This is a genomic window from Mammaliicoccus sp. O-M54 (assembly GCF_022386035.1).
GTDB lineage: Bacteria > Bacillota > Bacilli > Staphylococcales > Staphylococcaceae > Mammaliicoccus > Mammaliicoccus sciuri_A.
The window spans coordinates 363,320-382,639 of sequence record NZ_JAJNJE010000002.1; the positions used below are offsets into that span (position 1 = coordinate 363,320).

A 19,320-nucleotide genomic window follows, 5' to 3' on the forward strand; every position below is an offset into this window, starting at 1 on the left:
ATATTATAAAATAGTTTGTTAATATTTGGTATTTTTTTAGCGCTGACTCCTGCGGGAACAGCATGATTCGAAGACTACAGGCTGAGAACATGCCCGCGGAAAGCATGCGCATAAAAAAATGCCGGCAAAGTCTAAGACTTTGTCGACACTCTGAGATGACATATATTGTCATCACAATTCAACTCTCTTTTATAATCTTCAAATATAATTCTTTGCTTGTGAGTTTTAAATTCGTCTTTGTACCAAATCACTTCAGATTCAACAATTACATTCTTAGCTACTCCACCAACATTTTTTAAATATATAAAATTTTTATTTTTTCCTATATAATGTGCTTTAGCTTTATCATTTGTTACTAATGATGATTCATTGCTAAAGTTAAATATATCTATCTGTATACTATTCTTTATAAAGTCTTTATTTAGCTCATATGAGTATTTAGTGCTATCAAACAAAAATAGTGGAGTATTAGAAATTCTTTTATGTTATTCGGCTTTACCGTTATAATACATATTCGTTAAAAACGTAAGTAAGGTGATCACTAAAGAAAAGCCGGATATATACTTTGGCACTGCACCCTTACTAAGGGAGCTCAATAAAAACACTATTTTCTAGGCTGCTAATTCCCTATATTCTATAGGGGATAAGTAGCCTAGTTTTTGTTGAATTCTAACTTTATTATAGTTTTCAATGTAATTTTCGACAATATCTATTACAATGGTATTAGAGCTTCTAAGCTCACTGTTTAAGTAGAATGTTTCACACTTTATAGAGGCATGAAAACATTCTATTGGGGCATTATCAGCTGGCGTTCCCTTACGGGACATGCTTCTGGTAATGCCTTTTTCTGTACATAGGGCATAGTATTCATAAGAAGTATACACACTTCCTTGATCACTATGTAATATAGTACCTGGTTCCAATTGAAGTTGTTTTAATGTCTCATTTACTAATTCTTGATTTTGTTTATTACCGATTTTATATGCCACAATTTCACCATTGTAAGCATCCATGATAGATGAAAGATACAACATTGTATTCCCGAAGGGTAAATAAGTGATATCTGTTAAAAGTACTTCTAAAGGTTTCTCTGCTTTGAAGTTTCTATTTAATAGATTATGTGTCTTATAATATGCATTCCCTGGTCTTTTCGATTTCTTCATTCGTACTTTACAATTTAAATTATGTTTTTGCATAATCCTTTGTACTTTTTTGTGATTAATTGGTTTATTATTTTTTCTATTTAATAAGGCAGTTATTTTTCTATAGCCATACGTAAAACGATGTTTCTTACATAATTCTATAATTTCACGTTCATCCTCAGATATACTGAAATCTTTGTTTTTCCATCTGTAATAATTTGATTTTGGAATATCTAAAGTTTCTAAAATGAGTTTTACTGTATATTTAGATTTTAATTCATTTACTAATTCAACAACTACTTCTGGGACCACTTCCTTTCCAATTCCTTGTACTTTTTTAAAATTTCATTTTCTACTTCTTTGCGCTTTAATTGAAATTTGAGCGATTCAACAGTACTTAACTCTTCTATACCTTTTCCATAGGAATATTGTTTACCCACTTGTTGATTAAACCTATGTGTTTCACCATCTCTATACCATTTCCACCACTTATTAACTTGAGATTCATTTTTAATATTTAAAGTATCCATTATTTCTCTTGTGCTAAATCCTTTGAGTTTCATTTCTACTACTTTATATTTTGTTTCAACTGAATATGCCACTCTTTTCATAGAAAAAACACCTCCGTATAAATTCATTTTAATATGAATTCAACGAAAGTGTTTTTATTTTACTCCCACATCCTGGGGTTAGTGCACTTTGCTGTTTCTGTCTTAATAAGCATGAAAATTATTAATAAGATTAAAAATATAATGACAGTGTATATAAATTTTTACATTTTCTACTCCTTATTAACTATTAATTTGTCTAAACTTTTCAAGTTCATCTTTTAAAACTTTAACTGTTTTTATTTTTTTAGTGATATCTTCTTTTGCACGTTGTGACAAATGTTCAGTTCCAAATACACGTTTATTATTTTCATTAATTGACTGATTAACTTTATCCCAATTATCTAATATATAATTTTCAAAAAGTTCCTTTTCTACATCACTTTTATAAACCAAAACACATTCTACAAATTTATCCATTGCAAATTTCTCTTCCATCGAATCACCTTTATACATAAAAAGATGAATATTATAAAGCATCGTCTCTTCAATGAAATAACGATAATAAATAGTATCATCTCTATGCATATTAAAATTTATCGCACCTGGCTCAGGTACTGGTGTTGTGTAGATACCTGAATCCAAAGAGATACACTGCCTACTATATAAAACTGTACTATGATATTTGAATTCATAATATGAATATAAAGTGTTACTATTTGTTTGTTTATACGCGTAGAATGGACTTATTAAATTAAAATAATCTTCTTTTTCAGCCACTTCTTCATTTTCATATACCATATACTCTGGTGCTTCACTATAAAAATACCCAGTTGAGTTCTTCATCCAATTTTCATAATTTAGTAAATATTTTTCTAGCCTTTTTAAAGGAGATGGATATAAACCAAAATGTATTTTCCATAATATTTCAGTATCTAATGGACTAGCTGTAGCATCAATAGGGGTGTTTTTATCTTCTACTCTTGTATAAATACTACCTGCATAGACAGTTTTATTTTTATTACCTTTTTTAGCAGTTAGTGATTTTTCTAAATAGTATGGTGCATATTGTTTTGGATTTATTACAATAACGTCTATTTCTTTTTGTTCATATATAAATGTAACTATTGATATGTGTGGATATCTACCCCTAGCAAACTTTTTACCAGAAATAAAGGATATTAATTCTTCTTGAGTTTTTCGGTTTGGATCATTATTGACTCCAAGTAAATCTCCTTTATCTGATACTCCTAGAATTAAATAAGCTTCATTATTTAACAAATTGTTCGATAAACAGATGATATCATGTAGTAATTCAACTTTATTTTCATGATATTTGGCTTTAAAGTCCCAGTATTCTCCTTCCCTCTTACTGTCTATCAAACTTTTTATTTTATTGTTTAACATCTATGTCATCACCCCATTTTATTTACTAATTATAGCTTATATTTGTTAGAAAATATAAGCTATAATTAGTAAACAATACATAAAATCAATATATGGGAGTGCTTAAAACATGGAAAAAGAATTATGGCAATTCGAACTTTGGTACAATAGTTTCTCTGTCTTTATACAAAAAATTAACAATGAATTTAAACATCCTAAAATAGAATGTGTTGACTTCAATATGTTACAAGGGAAATTTGAGCCAAACAAAAAAATTTATCTATACTACAACGTAAACAATGAGCAACAAAATTTTTTACAACGAACTTTGACAACAGATAGTAGTGGTTATTTTAAAGATAAAATACCTAGTGAATTTGTATCCGAACTGGATTTAAAACACATCACTTATAGCCGCTGGACTAATATGCGTAACATTTATTCTTTGGAATATAAGTTACATATAGAAACAGATACATCTATTGCTATAGAAGAAATACTAAATGATTATATAAATAATGCAGTTGATATAGTAAAAAACTTTGATACCGAAGATATAAAAGCACACTTCGATAATTTCCTTAATCGAATTAAAGATTTTTCAGACGTAGCTATAGAATACGCAGATACAGCTTTCGAAGAAATTTTAAAAGATATGGAATTGAAACAAGCAATTCTAAAAGAAGATTTACGTAATGCCAACTCAATAATACAATCACAAGAGTTTTTTCAACTCAAGGAATCAATTTCTAATATTCATCCGTTATTAGATTGCGAAAAATACGACGACTTCTATGATGCTAATTTTTTTACCAAATATATAATATATAAAGTAAAGCAAGATGAATATCAAAGTAAAAAGCCAAGTATGAATAAAACAAAATATTTTACTCATTTAGTAACTGAAGGTCTAATTAAAGAGAGAAGAAGTAATTCTCAATATTTTGAGATTGCCAATGCTATAAAACCTTCTGAACATAAAGAAAAGACTTTAAATCAGTCAGATGAATTAAATACTTTTAACCAATCAGCAATTGGTATATCACTATACTTATATGATAAGAACGATAAATACTTTAAATTTATGCAAAGTATTTTTGATAAAAAGAAAAAGATAAAGAAAATTATTACAGTTGATGATGTAATCTCATCAAAAAATCTCATTAACGAGTTTATGGAAAAGCAAGGACTACTTAATTCTAATGAACTATACTATGAAACTACTTTGGAAGATACTTTTCACTTCACACATTTTACAGCAATCTCTAAATTAATGAATACTATTATCGATGTTACTAGTGGTATTACCCAAAAATCTGCTAATAACGATATCTTAGTTGGATTATATATATTAGAATCCTTAACTAAAGAAATTCCAAATATAATTAATGAATATGACAAGAAGTACAATAAGTTTGTATCCCTTATGGATTCCTTTTCAAGAAATACAGAGATGAAAAATGTAGTTGACTCGGTAATTAAGAAACAGCCAAATCTTGTATCAAAAATCGAAAACGATTTAATGGCATTATTAAAAAGTTATGATATTACAAACTTTTATAAGATATATGGCTCAGACGATAAATTTAATTCAACATTGTTAATCAATATGATGAACCAATTTTATGAAACCCGTTTTAATGAATTCGAAAACATAATGATGACTTAGTCATAATATGTGTTATTTAATCGATTTCAATGTATGAAAAACATTGAAATCGATTTTTTTATTAAAATACAACTAATAATAATCGCTTAGTATCAATGTCCTAAAATTTTAGTTATTTTTTTTACTAACATAATCCAATCAATGAATTATTATAAGCACACATCATTTATTAATGATGACTAAACTAGGAGGTAACAATAAAATGAACAACGAAAACAGATATTACAAAGCAACTATTGCTGCAGCTTTTAATTTACCAGTGGGAACAACATTTACTTTCCGTGATTTATCGAAGTACATTTATTTTTCTTGTAGTACAAATGATCAACGACTAGCAGGCCAACGTTTTGCATATTTAGTTAAGCATGCAAACGTGCCCTTCATAATCATTGATCCAGTTTCACCTATCGTATATCAAAGAATTCAAGGGGGGAATTAATATGGATGAAGTATTATTTACTAGTGGACCATTCCGTCTTACAAAAGACGGGTGGTTTAAGGAGGTTCCTCCTACATCAGATAATGGCAAGTGGAAAACGCTTATCTTAGGCGGTTTTATCAATATTACAGAACGATTTGTTGATTCAGGCACGGGTAAACAACGTATCATTTTAGAAAATGGTCATGGTAATACAGTAATTAGAGATGCTGACATACTTTCCTCTCAAAAGTTACCTTCACTCATGGCTTATGGCTTCAATATTAATCAAAAATACATTAATGATTTAGGTTACGCTTTACAGCTTCAACAAAGCCAATTGCCTATGTCTGAACTGTATCAAGGCTCTGGTGTCATTAAAACAAAAAAAGACATCATGATTAGCTTGGATGATTTATATTTATCTGACTCATATAGAGATTCGAACGTATTAAGTGAACATAACTATGATTTAAAACCAGCGGGAACATATGAAGCGTGGAAAAAAATGTTTGATGATGAAGTTAAAGGAAATCTAATGTTAGAAATGGCAGTCACAATGGGTGTTAGTGCCCTAGTGACTAGTTACCTTTACCATCAAGATTGGATTGATTTCAGTGGGATTATTTATAGTCTAAAAGGGCAGAGCTCTACAGGTAAAAGCTCGGCTGCAATGCTTAGTATCTCTGTGGCGGGAAATCCAAATAAAAATTCCAATGATGAAACTTATACGTTATTTAAAGGATGGAATGCGACTCAGAACGCTTTGGAAAGTTACATTTGTAACAATATGGGTATTCCTGTCACATTCGACGAACTATCAACTGCAAGATTCAACGATATGACTGGCCTACTCTATTCCTTAGTAGAAGGATCCGGCAGACAAAGAGCTAACATAAATGGAGATGCCAAACAAACAAAGAACTGGGCTACTTCAATCATATCGACTTCTGAATATAGTATATTTCAGAAATCAGCAAAGAACGACGGATTACGCGTACGTACAATTGAACTCGATGAAACATTCACGACTAGTTCTGACAATGCCGAAGCTATAAAGCTGGGTGTAAGAAGAAATTATGGACATATACTACCCGCAATCGCACCATTTTTACTCAATGAATCTGATGAAGTTGAGACTATGTTTTTAAGCAACCGTAAACATTTTAAAAATGCATTAAATGAAGAACGTCAAAAAACTGGCATTCGTATGATTGATCGCTATGCGGCATTCATGACTGCGGCAGATATTCTAAACGAGGTGCTAAAGCTAGGTATATCTACAGAGGATATGAAGCAATATCTAATCAGTTACCACCATGATACTGTCTCAGAACGTTCATTAGCAGATAAAGCGATTGAAATTATCGTTCAATTTGTAGCAAAAAACCGTGGTAAGTTCTCTGAAAACGGTAAATTAGCGAATATGCTTGAAAACTACGGATTAATTGCACTCAAAGAAGATCATGTAGAAGTGAAAATTATAGCTAGTGTCTTTAAAGACATGCTTAAAGATAATGACTTTGAAGATGAAAAAAATGTCATTAATGCGTTAAGTGACAAAGGATACGTTCGCTTTGATAAGGACCGCAAATCCACAAAACGTGATGTCAAAAAAAATGGCAAAAGTTCTAGAATTGTTTTTTATCACCTACTACTAGACAGGGAGTATGCATCTATCTTGGATTTATCTGATAAAAACGTGGAAAATGTTCCTTCACCATTTAGGCAGGATAAACAACATCCTTTACTTGGAGAAATGATTGCACAAGCAAATGAATGGGATAAGAACGGAGATATTGACCTGTAATAGTTACAATATGTTACACAATAAATTCGCTACAACACCTACCTAAAGGTGTTGTAGCACAAATATTAAATCACACGGAGGAATTAAATATGAATGTAATTACATTAGTACATGAAATTAAAGACGAAAGACCTGATTTTTTAGAAAGCATGCCAATCGATGACGTTAAAAGTTTCTGCAAGGCAAATGGTTATAAAATTACTAAGGTCTATGATGACGATGGTCAATTAATAAATGACATTAAACTTAAGAAAATCAGACCTAAACGTATAGTCTTTTGGGGTACCTATGAAGATTACCCTGAATTAGACAGACTCTGCAATAAGCTAGGTATTAATCTTATTACAATATTTCCAATGTTGGTGTAGAAAGCATCTTAATTTAATAATTAAGGAGGAAAAACATGGACGAATTAATCACATTGTTGGCCGATTTAGTTATTGAAGAAATTAATCGTGCTGATGACTAATTATAACGCCCAACACCTTATTGGTGTTGGGCTCATCTATAAATTCGTTCATAAATATATATTATCACTATGAAAGGAGGACACGCGATGAAACAATCAATTGGTTATTTACGCCAAAGTACACACAAACAACAATCACTCGCGGCACAAAAATTAACGATTAAAGCATTAGCTGAAAGGTATCATATTCAGCATATTACCTTCTATAGTGACAAACAGTCTGGGCGTACAGACAAGCGTGATGGATACAAACAGATTACCGAACTTATCCAACAGGGTAACTGTGACATATTGTGTTGTTACCGACTAAATAGACTACATCGTAATTTGAAAAACGCATTAACACTCATTAAGTTATGTCAAAAACACCATGTTCATATATTGAGTGTACATGATGGCTATTTTGATATGGATAAATCCTTTGATCGTCTAAAACTCAATATTTTCATGAGTCTGGCTGAACTTGAATCCGATAATATTGGTGAACAAGTCAAAAATGGTCTTAGAGAAAAGGCAAAACAAGGTAAACTCATAACGACCCATGCGCCTTTCGGTTATCACTATCAAAATGGTACTTTCATCATTAATAACGATGAATCACCTACCGTCAAAGCTGTATTCAATTATTATCTTCAAGGATATGGCTACAAGAAGATTGCACAATATTTAGAAGACGATAATAAACTTATTACCCGCAAGCCTTATCAGGTACGAAATATTATTATGAACCCAAATTATTGTGGTCGTGTCATCAATCAATATGGTCAATATAACAATATGGTTCCACCTATTGTTTCGACAACAATATATGAACATGCTCAAGCAATCCGTAATAAGAAACAATTTCACTGTATACCGTCAGAGAATAAACTGAAACAAAAAATCAAATGTCCTTATTGTGGTTCAACCCTTACCAACATGACCATTAGAAAAACCAATCATTCATTACGTTATTATGTCTGTCCTAAAAACATGAATGCATCACGTTTTGTATGTGACTTTAAAGGCATAAACGCTGAAAACCTAGAAAAACAGGTCTTAGAATCTTGCCAAAAATTCTTTCGAGACCAACAGCTCTATTCGAAAATTAAACATGCTATTGAGAAACAGCTCAAAAAACAAATGATGTATGATACTAGTAACACATTAACTCATGAAAAGATCATTGAAAAATTAGCTCAAGGAACAATTGATGTAGAAACATTCAGAGAACAATCTCAATCAATAAACCTACAGAATAAACCTATACAACCAATAAGTGATATTGGGATAAAAGCATCACTACAAAAGGTTATACAGAAAAGTTTCACGTTAAACATGTTATATCCCTTTATTGATGTCATTCATATTACTAAAAATAAAGAACTAAGCGGCATCTATTTAAAAGATGAGCCACTAAACATTGTTAATCAAGCGGTACAATCATCAACTGCCTAAACAAGAAAGGATGAATCATCTATGCAACAACTCAAACAAAAACGTGTCGGTATTTATGTACGTGTATCAACAGAAATGCAAAGTACAGAAGGTTATAGTATTGATGGTCAAATCAATCAGATTAGAGAATACTGTCAATTTCATCATTTTGAAGTCACAGATATTTACGCTGATCGTGGTATCTCAGGAAAGTCTATGAACCGTCCTGCACTACAACGTATGTTGAAGGATGCGAATGAAGGTCATATCGATTGTGTCATGGTGTACAAAACAAACCGACTGGCACGTAATACATCAGACTTACTCAAAATTGTAGAAGATTTGCATAAACAAAATGTTGAATTTTTCAGTCTATCAGAACGTATGGAAGTTAATACGAGTAGCGGTAAGCTTATGTTACAAATACTTGCAAGCTTTTCTGAATTCGAACGCAATAACATTGTCGAGAACGTATTCATGGGTCAAACCAGACGTGCACAAGAAGGATATTACCAAGGCAATATTCCACTTGGCTATGAGAAAATTCCAGACAATAAACACGAACTCATGATAAACCAACATGAAGCGAATATCGTCAAATATATATTTGAGTCATATGCTAAAGGTCATGGATATCGGAAAATGGCTAACGCACTTAATCATAAAGGCTATGTCACTAAGAAAGGTAATCCATTCAGTACATCAGCTATAGCTTATATTCTTTCCAATCCCTTCTACATTGGTAAAATACAATTTGCGAAATATAAGGATTGGAATGAAAAACGACGTAAAGGCCTTAATGATAATCCTGTAGTAGCTGACGGGAAGCATTCACCTATCATTAGTCAAGAACTATGGGATAAAGTACATTCACGTATGAAGCAAGTTAGTCAAAAACCTCAAGTTCATGGAAAAGGAACCAATCTATTAACAGGTATTATTCACTGCCCACAATGTGGTGCACCAATGGCAGCTAGTAACACAACGAACACATTGAAAGATGGTACCAAGAAGCGAATACGCTATTATTCTTGTAGTAACTTTCGAAACAAAGGCTCAAAAGTATGTTCTGCGAATAGCGTTAGAGCTGACGTGATTGAGAAATACGTCATGAATCAAATACTCGAAATTGTCAAAAGTGATAAAGTCATTAATAAAGTCTTAGAACGTGTCAATCAAGAGAATAAAGTCGATATTGGTGCATTGAACCATGATATCGCTTATAAACAACAACAATACGATGAAGTCCATGCGAAACTAGACAACTTGATTAAAACAATCGAAGATAATCCAGACTTAACAACAATACTCAAAGAAACAATCCATAAATATGAAACACAACTGAATGACATTACGAATCAAATTAATCAACTGAAGCAACAACAAAATCAAGAGAAAACATCATATAATACGAAACAACTATCCGCTGTTTTACGTCGCATATTTCAAAACGTAGAATCCATGGATAAATCACAACTCAAAGCGTTATATCTCACAGTCATTGACCGAATAGATATTCGTAAAGACGAACATCGTAAAAAGCAATTCTATGTCACATTAAAACTCAATCATGAAATCACTAAACAACTCTTCCATAATACCCCTATCGACGAAGTGCGCCTCAGCACTTCGTCTTTATTTTTATCTCAAACACTCTATATTCATATATAAGTATAAGTGACTTTTTTAGCTTCTTGATTGAGTTAGGTATACAATAAAATTATGAACAATATTAATTTAGAGGAAGGATGTTTTAAAATGGGAAAATTACAAGATAAAGTCGTCGTTATTACAGGTGGTGCACAAGGTATGGGAAAACTTCATGCCAAAAAAGCGATAGCTGAAGGCGCAAAAGTCGTGATAACTGATATTAATGATGAATTAGGTCAAAAAACAGCTAATTCTCTTGGAGACGATGTTTTATTTATCAAACATGATGTATCTAAAGAAACGGATTGGAATCATGTCATTCAAGAAGTTATGAACAAATGGAATCGAATTGATGTATTGGTTAATAATGCAGGAATCACATACAATAAAACAATTGACCAAATATCATTAGAAGATTATATGAAGATTGTAAATATTAATCAAGTATCTGTATTTTTAGGCATCAAAACTGTATCAAAAATTATGAAAAGTCAAAAACAAGGGTCAATCATCAATATTTCTTCAATGAATGGTCTTGTTGGTGGTGCAATTGGCTATACAGATACAAAATTTGCGGTCAGAGGTATGACAAAAGCTGCGGCTAAAGAATTGTCTCCATACAATATTCGAGTTAATTCAGTACACCCAGGTGTTATAAAAACACCAATGTTAGAACAAGACGATGTTAAAGAAGCCGTTAAAGAATTCGAAAAAACAATTCCAATGCGAAGAGTTGCGCAACCCGAAGAAGTATCTAACCTTGTATGTTTCTTAGGGTCTGACGATGCTTCTTATTCTACAGGATCAGAATTTGTTATAGATGGTGGTATTACTGCACTATAAATGATAAATCAATTAAAATATAAATTGTTCTCTTGAATAAATTTTAGGCGAAGTGCTGAGGAGCACTTCGCCTTTATTTTTTCCTTAAACAAGCTAAATTTATACTTGTTGTCCTTTTGTCATACAATAACACTTTTCTAACTTATAAATTCAGTTTACATATAAGTACAACTCAATGTGAAGCTTATATTGATATGACAAAAGAACATCCCTAAATAATAAACCAACGGGATGACAATGGGATTTGATAAATACAAGTACGAGAAGGATTACGCATGCGTAATCCCGAAATCCCATTATTATTTATAAATAAATAATATAAAAAGGGAAAGTAAGTCACAATTACACCTACAAATCTAAATTATATAAATATATGGCTATATTTCCTGAGAAATAAGCGGGATAGCGGGATTTCCTTGTCATATCAACCTTTCTCACAAATAGTGCTTGGGATATTTTCTTAATAACAATGGGATTCATAAACGAAACAAACTTTTTTTGAAGCATATATTATCTATATGGTGTATTACATGTATACATCAAAAACATTATAGGAGGTCATTACTATGACACTAGAAAAACAACTCAAGCATTATATTACAGATTTATTTAGTCTAACCCAAAATGAAGTATGGGAATGTGAAGCCATTGATGAAGTCTCTGACAATATACTACCTGATCAATATGTAAGACTTGGCCCACTCACCAACAAAATACTTCATACGTATACTTACTACTCTGACACACTTCATGAAAAACATATATACCCCTTTATCCTCTACTATCAGAAACAACTCATTGCTATTGGTTATATTGATGAAACAAACGATATGGACTTCTTATATCTTCATAATACAGTTATGCCACTACTAGACCAAAGACACCTACTTGAAAAGGAGCAGCACAATAATGAATAAATGGATTTATATCGCAGAAATCAGTATCACCGTCATTACCGAAGTGATATCAATGATGAAAGATATAGAAAAGGAGCAATCATGATGGAACGTTATATTACAAGAGGTATTGCCTCTAACTTACCAGAAGCGTTACAACAACAATTATGGAAAATTGTCTCATATAGAGAGGATGAACAAACTAAAGAGCAGGAAGCAGATTATTTTCATATCTTCCAATTTAATATGTATAGTGACCAACTTTACATCAAACATAAACAAGAATGTCCTGATTATGTCAAAATTCATAAAGCAAATTATAAACACTCTCTCAATATCAATAAAGTCTACGTTATCCGTGAAGATGATGTAGGCTTTTCCTATTATGTCATGTTATTACCTGAAGAATATTAAATAAAGGAGTTAGATAAAAATGAAATCAATCAAAAGTGTATTAGAAACCGAAGCGATATTTAGTGAGGATAAAATGCATCGTTATCTTCTCAAGAAAACTTGGGATATTGATAAAGAAGTACTCACAATTATAACGATGTATCCTCATTATGATGGTGTTATCAATGTTGACCTTACAACACAACTTATTATCAATAAAGTAGCTGAAAAAGATGAATATGGTGGCGTTAATTTTATTAACCTTTTTTCAAATATTGATACACCTATTAATTTAAAACATATCGAAAACAGCCATGACAAGCATACGGATATTCATATTATGAAAGCTGTCAAAGAAGCCGATAGTGTTTTATTGGCTTGGGGCTCCTACGGAAAGAAACCTCTTGTGGAAAATAGAGTGAATGATGTATTAGACATGTTAAAACCACACAGTAAGAAAATCAATATATTAACAAATCCTCAAACAAATGAAATCATGCATCCTTTAAATCCTTATGCACGAAAAGATTGGACAATAAAACCACTAGATTGAATACGAGTACACATATTGATAATTTTTTAGTAATAGAATTGTCTTAATTATTTTCATTATATTAGAAGTAAACGATCCTAATAAAAAAGAAGATTTTAAAGTATCATTTACTTTTAAATTATTAAAATAGAAGTATAAATATAGTTAAAAATACGAGCATCTTCCGCTTTACTTGGAAGATGCTCAATTATTTTTTTATTGCTGACTTGCCATTAATTCTGCTTGTTCTACTACTTGTTCTACTGCTATTTTCTGAAGATCTGGTGGATAGCCATATTTCTTTAATAATCTACGAACTTGTACTCTCATTTTAGCTTTTGCACTATCACGTTTAGACCAATCCACACTCATGTTATCCTTAACGGTTTTAGTTAATTCATGTGCAATGGCTCTTAATTCTTTATCGCCCATTGCCTCTTTTGCCGTTTCATGTGAAGCTAATGCATCATAAAATGCAATTTCTTCAGTACTTAAACCTAAGTCATTACCTCGTTTTTGTTCTTGCTTAATTTCTTTAGCCATTTGAATTAATTCTTCTATTACTTTTGAAGCTTCAATAGAACGATTATTGTATTTTTGTATTGATTTACTTAGCATCTCAGAAAACCTCTTAGACACTGTAGCGTTTGTTTTCATTAATGACTTAACTTGTCCTTTAAGTAATTTGTTCAACAACTCAACTGCAACATTTTTTTGCTGTAATCCTTCTACATCTTTTAAGAAATCATCTGACAATATTGAGATATCTGGATTTTCAATTCCAAGTGTTTGATAAATATCTACAACTTCTTCAGTTACAACTGACTTTGAAATCAATTGATTGATTTCTGCTTCTATTTCAGCAGATGTCTTTTTACGGTTGCTTCCTTCACTAGGTGGAGCTAACAATTTAACAAGTCCCGATTTTACTGCTTTTAAAAACGCAATTTCACTATTCAGTTCTTGAGCAGCTTCCTCAGTTGCACATAATGCAAATGCCTTAGAAAGCTCTGTCACTGTTGTCACAAATCGCTCTCTTTCTTTCTCACCTAATCCAATGATATAATCCATCGTATTTGAGATAGCATTATAGCGATTTAATTGATCTTCTGACTCAAAGTCAGAATAGTCATGGTTATATAGCATATCTTGAATGATATCGTATTTCATTAACATTAGTTCTAGCGCTTTATCTGTATCTATACCTGTTTGTTCTCTATCAGAGTCCGTATACTCTTTTAGTGCTTCCTTCAGACTTTCAGCAATACCTACATAGTCAACGATTAATCCGCCCGGTTTATCTTTAAATACTCTATTAACACGTGCAATAGCTTGCATTAAATTGTGACCTTTCATCGGTTTATCTATGTACATTGTATGCATTGAAGGTACATCAAATCCTGTTAACCACATGTCTCGCACAATTACGAGTTGCAATTCATCATTAACATCTTTCATACGATTCTCTAAAAGGTTTCTTCGCTTTTTCGGACCTATATGTTTTTGGAAGTTTTGCGGATCACTTGATGAACCTGTCATAACGACTTTGATAACACCTTTGTCATCATCATCAGAATGCCATTCGGGTTTAAGTCTAACAATTTCATCATATAAATCGACTGCAATACGACGACTCATTGTGACAATCATACCCTTACCCTTCATTGCCTTCTGTCTTGTTTCAAAGTGATTAATAATATCAGTCGCTAAAGCATGTACACGTTGTTCTGCACCAGATAGAGCTTCTATACGTGACCATTTAGATTTCAATCGAGATTTAGTATCTTCTTCTTGGCCAGAAGTAATGACATCATATGCTTCATCAATATCTAAATCGGTTGGTAAATTTAATGGAATAATACGACTTTCATAGTATATTTTAACCGTACTACCGTCTTCTACAGATTGTGTCATATCATATACATCAATATAATTACCAAATACCATTTGCGTATTCTTATCTGTAGAAGATACAGGTGTTCCAGTAAAACCAACGAACGAAGCGTTAGGTAGAGCATCTCTTAAATATTTTGCATATCCATATTTAATACCCTCACCTTTTTCATCGTAAGTTGCTTTAAAACCATATTGTGTGCGGTGTGCTTCGTCTGCCATAACGACTACATTTTTACGTTCTGTTAAAGTATCCATTGTCACTTGACCTTCTTCAGGTTCGAATTTCTGCATAGTTGTAAATACGATACCACCTGATTCTACAGATAATAGTTCTTTCAATTCTTTTCGTGATTCTGCTTGTTTAGGTGTTTGTCTGAGTAATCCTTTACCTGAACGTCCTTTGGACTTAACAAAAGTACCATACAACTGATTGTCTAAGTCATTACGGTCTGTTACGACCACTAATGTTGGATTATTTAATTTTTGAATTAACTTTCCTGAGAAAAAAACCATTGTCAAACTCTTACCAGAACCTTGTGTGTGCCATATAACACCACCTTTACCATCACCATGTTCAGATGTTGCTTCCATAGCACGATCAACAGCTTTATTGACTGCATAATATTGATGATATGCAGCTAATATTTTAACTATATTTCCTTTACCATCATCTTGGAACAAAACAAAATGACGTATTAAATCTAATAGTACCTCTTTATTTAACATACCGTGAATCAATATATCTAAACTACGAAACGTTGATGAATCTTCAGTTTTTCCATCTTTAGTACGCCAAGTCATAAAACGATCATAATCAGCTGTTAAAGAACCAGCTTTTGTATTTATACCATCACTCGTAACTAATACTGCATTATGATTAAATAATTGTGGAATTCTCAATTTATAAGTTTCTAACTGATGATACCCATCTTCAATACCAACAGATTCATTTGTAGAATTTTTCAGTTCTATTACCACTACAGGTAATCCATTTAAGAATAACACAATATCAGGTCGCTTTTTATAATCTCCATTTACAACAGTTAACTGATTAACCGCTAAAAAATCATTATTTCCCGGGTTATCAAAGTCAAATACATAGACCAAATCATTAATCGTTTCACCATCATCATTATAGTGTTCAACCTCAATACCATTTGTAATCATTTCATGGAAAGAACGGTTATTCTCTAATAAACTAGGAGACTTCTCAATAGAAATTTCACGGATAGCCTGTTCAATTGCACTATTATTTAGTTCAGGATTAATACGTCTTAAAGCCGCTTCTAAACGATCATCAAGCACAACATCTTTGTCGCTCTCCCGTTCATTCATAATCCCATTTTCACTACTATCTCGACCATTCTTAACAGAATAGCCAAGACCCTCAAACCACTTCAATGCAACCTGTTCTAAATCATCTTCACTAAATTGAAAGCTCATCTTCATTCACCTCGATGTCATCAGGTATCTCAATTTCACCTGACATTAATTTTGGCAGTAATGTGTCACGTAGTTGGGTTAATTGTTGTATTTCTTTTTGTATATTCAAAATCATTTTGAAATTAGGACTTACTAATTTATCATACTTATATAATATTTCATTTATTGGTTTAACCAACTTGATTTTTGAAAACTGAGTTTTATTTAAATTCAATGTAGCACTACCACCACTTCCTAAATCACGAATATAATCTTTCATACCTTTCAATTTAAAGTATAAGTAGTATAGTGCATTTTCATTAGGCGTAAAGCTATTAATTTGCTGATTAGTTAATGTATCATTAGCGATTATACTTATAAGCCCAGGAGTAGCAATACAACTTATTGATAGTGAATTTTTAGGTAATACTTTTTTTGATAATTTTTCAATACCTAGTTCACTAATGTATCTTTCGGTATTTAATGCAAATATATCATTATGCATGTCTGGAATCGTTAAAAAAGGAATTCCTGTTTCAGAATAATTTTCTCTTATTTTTGTACTAGGTGTTTTACCTGTAATAACATTATTATTTGCAAAATCATTTATAGTAATAATTTCCCATCCTTTGGGTATCATCCCTAATTCACTTTCAAGCATCTCTCCGCCGCTTGATTTATATGGATTTCCATTTTCATCAGGAAATTCAAAATCAACAAACCAACGTTTAAATAGTGTTTGAGAAAGTTCTTCAAGATTTGCTATAATCTGGTTGTTAATTTTTATTTTTTCCTCAATATTCATTATAATTTTAATGATATAACTTTGGTAATAAATAGGAGGATACATTATTTCAATTTGTTGCAAATCTCTAATTGGTAAATGATTTTGTACTGAACCACTTATGAATTCTTTGAACTTATTTTGCATATATGGACTTCTTAAAAAAATATATAAATATTCATCTAAAAATTTTTTATCATTATTTCTCAAAATAATCATACCTGAATTAATACGTATATGATTCATTTGAATCTTAGAGTGATAAAATCCAACATTTCCCACACTTCCTCGAGTTGATAGTACAATATCATTTCTACAAAGTTTCCCTTTTTTTAAAGAATCAGATTTATCTTCAGTTATAAAGTTTCCAAAAGAATCATCCAAAAAGTTTTTTGCAATATTTTTGTTATTTAAAAATAAAGTGTGCCCACTATCCATCATTTCATGATTTTTCGGATAATTTTTCCCTCTATCCCCATCAATGAGTTCAATATTTGTATCTTTAATTTTTATTGAATTAAACTCCATAACCTAATCCCTCCAATGATTTTCGGATTTGGTCTTCGAGTTCTTTTGATTTAGCAAATTGTTCACTTAAATCTGCTGTGATTCTTTCCATTTTCTGTTCAAATGGTTCTGAATCTTCTTCTACTTCTGCTAATCCTACATAACGTCCTGGCGTTAAGATGTATTCGTTATCTTTTATTTCTTCTGTCTTTGCTACTTTACAGAAACCTGCTTTATCTTCATATTGATTATCGTTTGTACCCCGCCATGAGTGATAAACATTTGCTATATCTTTTATTTCATCATCTGAGAATTCTTTTAATGTTCTTGATACCATACTTCCAATATTTCTAGCGTCTATAAATAGTACTTCTCCACGTCGTTCATTCTTACCATTTTTAGCTTTATTTTTTGTCACGAACCACAAACATACTGGAATTTGAGTTGAATAGAATAATTGCCCTGGTAATGTGACAATACACTCAACTAAGTCTTGTTCAATTAAGTTTTTACGTATCTCTAATTCATCTTTACCACTTGTAGACATTGAACCATTCGCTAATACAAATCCTGCTGTACCACTTGGTGCAAGTTTAGAAATCATATGTTCAATCCATGCATAGTTGGCATTGCCTTTAGGAGGAATACCAAATTTCCAACGGTAATCATCTAATAACTTTTCTTGTCCCCAATCACTTGCATTGAATGGTGGGTTAGCCAATATAAAGTCAGCTTTCAAATCTTTATGTAAATCATTATGAAATGTGTCCGCATGATGATCACCTAAATCACTATCTATCCCTCGAATAGCCAAATTCATTTTTGCTAATTTCCAAGTAGTTGGATTAGATTCTTGACCATAAACAGCAATATCACCTATACGACCTTGATGGCGTTCAATAAAATGCTCACTTTGTACAAACATACCACCCGAACCACAACAAGGGTCATAAATTCTACCTTGATAAGGTTCAATCATTTCAACAAGTAATTTAACGATTGAAGCTGGCGTATAGAATTCCCCAGCATTCTTACCCTCAGCGCTTGCAAATTTTGCGATAAAGTATTCATAAACACGACCTAAAATATCTTGCTTCTTACTTTCAGAATCTCCAACTTTGAATGTAAATAGGTCAATAATATCGCCTAATTTTTCTTTATCTAATGCAGGTCTTGCGTAATCTTTAGGTAACACGCCTTTTAATGATTCATTTTCTTTTTCAATTGCTATCATTGCTTTATCAATAATTTGACCAATTTCTGGTTTTTTAGAATTATCGTTAATATATTGCCAACGTGCTTCTTTAGGAACCCAGAAAATATTCTCTGCTAAATACTCATCTTTATCCTCTTCATCAGCATATTCATCATTTAACAGTTCCTCGTACTTCTCTTCAAAAGAATCAGATACATATTTCAAAAATATAATACCTAACGCTACATTTTTATATTCTGCAGCATCCATACTGCCACGTAACTTATCTGCTGCTTGCCATAACTTTTCTTCAAATCCAATTGTCGCCATTTATATTCCACCTC

At 31.7% G+C, this 19,320-nt stretch carries 15 protein-coding genes; 10 read left to right on the forward strand and 5 right to left on the reverse strand.

Annotated elements, in window-relative coordinates; all coding sequences use genetic code 11:
- Positions 1 to 611: 611 nt before the first annotated feature.
- Positions 612 to 1,753 (reverse strand): IS3 family transposase gene (locus LQ673_RS05765; RefSeq protein WP_239705796.1). Its coding sequence is split into 2 segments (ribosomal slippage): positions 612 to 1,483 and positions 1,483 to 1,753, totalling 1,143 coding nucleotides; the frame shifts between segments, so codons are not numbered across the junction.
- Positions 1,754 to 1,933: 180 nt separating this feature from the next.
- Complete coding sequence (locus LQ673_RS05770) at positions 1,934 to 3,097, reverse strand: AlbA family DNA-binding domain-containing protein (RefSeq protein ID WP_239705797.1); 1,164 nt, start codon at positions 3,095 to 3,097, stop codon at positions 1,934 to 1,936.
- Positions 3,098 to 3,206: 109 nt separating this feature from the next.
- On the opposite strand from LQ673_RS05770, the gene LQ673_RS05775 reads away from it, so the two are divergent.
- The 10 genes from LQ673_RS05775 (at position 3,207) to LQ673_RS05820 (ending at position 13,193) form a co-directional block, all read left to right on the forward strand.
- Positions 3,207 to 4,745, forward strand: coding sequence for a hypothetical protein (locus tag LQ673_RS05775; protein ID WP_204186964.1), 1,539 nt, complete (start codon positions 3,207 to 3,209; stop codon positions 4,743 to 4,745).
- Between the two features lie 202 nt (positions 4,746 to 4,947).
- Positions 4,948 to 5,184 (forward strand): cassette chromosome ssDNA-binding protein, encoded by a 237-nt coding sequence (gene ssb / locus LQ673_RS05780; RefSeq protein ID WP_070373490.1) that lies wholly within the window; start codon positions 4,948 to 4,950, stop codon positions 5,182 to 5,184.
- A gap of 1 nt (position 5,185) precedes the next feature.
- Entirely contained in the window at positions 5,186 to 6,973 is a 1,788-nt protein-coding gene (gene cch1, locus LQ673_RS05785; RefSeq protein ID WP_070373489.1) for a cassette chromosome replicative helicase, read from the forward strand.
- An 89-nt stretch (positions 6,974 to 7,062) separates the two neighbouring features.
- Entirely contained in the window at positions 7,063 to 7,341 is a 279-nt protein-coding gene (locus LQ673_RS05790) for a recombinase family protein (RefSeq protein ID WP_070373498.1), read from the forward strand.
- A 188-nt stretch (positions 7,342 to 7,529) separates the two neighbouring features.
- Positions 7,530 to 8,879, forward strand: coding sequence for a cassette chromosome recombinase CcrA (gene ccrA, locus LQ673_RS05795; protein ID WP_210124230.1), 1,350 nt, complete (start codon positions 7,530 to 7,532; stop codon positions 8,877 to 8,879).
- Positions 8,880 to 8,900: 21 nt separating this feature from the next.
- Positions 8,901 to 10,529: a cassette chromosome recombinase CcrB gene (gene ccrB / locus LQ673_RS05800; RefSeq protein WP_198054455.1), complete on the forward strand. Its 1,629-nt coding sequence runs from the start codon at positions 8,901 to 8,903 to the stop codon at positions 10,527 to 10,529.
- A gap of 87 nt (positions 10,530 to 10,616) precedes the next feature.
- Positions 10,617 to 11,351, forward strand: coding sequence for a glucose 1-dehydrogenase (locus LQ673_RS05805; RefSeq protein WP_044291471.1), 735 nt, complete (start codon positions 10,617 to 10,619; stop codon positions 11,349 to 11,351).
- Between the two features lie 566 nt (positions 11,352 to 11,917).
- A complete protein-coding gene (locus LQ673_RS05810) occupies positions 11,918 to 12,268 on the forward strand; it encodes an SAUGI family uracil-DNA glycosylase inhibitor (protein WP_204168848.1) in 351 nt (116 codons plus the stop codon).
- Positions 12,269 to 12,352: 84 nt separating this feature from the next.
- Positions 12,353 to 12,661 (forward strand): DUF960 family protein, encoded by a 309-nt coding sequence (locus LQ673_RS05815; RefSeq protein WP_204168849.1) that lies wholly within the window; start codon positions 12,353 to 12,355, stop codon positions 12,659 to 12,661.
- Between the two features lie 19 nt (positions 12,662 to 12,680).
- Entirely contained in the window at positions 12,681 to 13,193 is a 513-nt protein-coding gene (locus tag LQ673_RS05820; protein ID WP_113342713.1) for a DUF1643 domain-containing protein, read from the forward strand.
- A 195-nt stretch (positions 13,194 to 13,388) separates the two neighbouring features.
- Here the strand turns inward: LQ673_RS05820 and LQ673_RS05825 are convergent, their stop codons facing one another.
- Genes LQ673_RS05825 through LQ673_RS05835 form a run of 3 tightly spaced genes read right to left on the reverse strand, consistent with a single transcriptional unit; the run spans position 13,389 to position 19,306 of the window.
- Complete coding sequence (locus tag LQ673_RS05825; RefSeq protein WP_239705798.1) at positions 13,389 to 16,511, reverse strand: type I restriction endonuclease subunit R; 3,123 nt, start codon at positions 16,509 to 16,511, stop codon at positions 13,389 to 13,391.
- Positions 16,495 to 17,802: a restriction endonuclease subunit S gene (locus LQ673_RS05830; RefSeq protein WP_239705799.1), complete on the reverse strand. Its 1,308-nt coding sequence runs from the start codon at positions 17,800 to 17,802 to the stop codon at positions 16,495 to 16,497. The genes LQ673_RS05825 and LQ673_RS05830 overlap by 17 nt, the downstream gene beginning before the upstream one ends.
- Positions 17,792 to 19,306 (reverse strand): class I SAM-dependent DNA methyltransferase, encoded by a 1,515-nt coding sequence (locus LQ673_RS05835; protein ID WP_065381411.1) that lies wholly within the window; start codon positions 19,304 to 19,306, stop codon positions 17,792 to 17,794. Before LQ673_RS05835 ends, LQ673_RS05830 begins: the two co-directional genes overlap by 11 nt.
- Positions 19,307 to 19,320 lie beyond the last annotated feature (14 nt).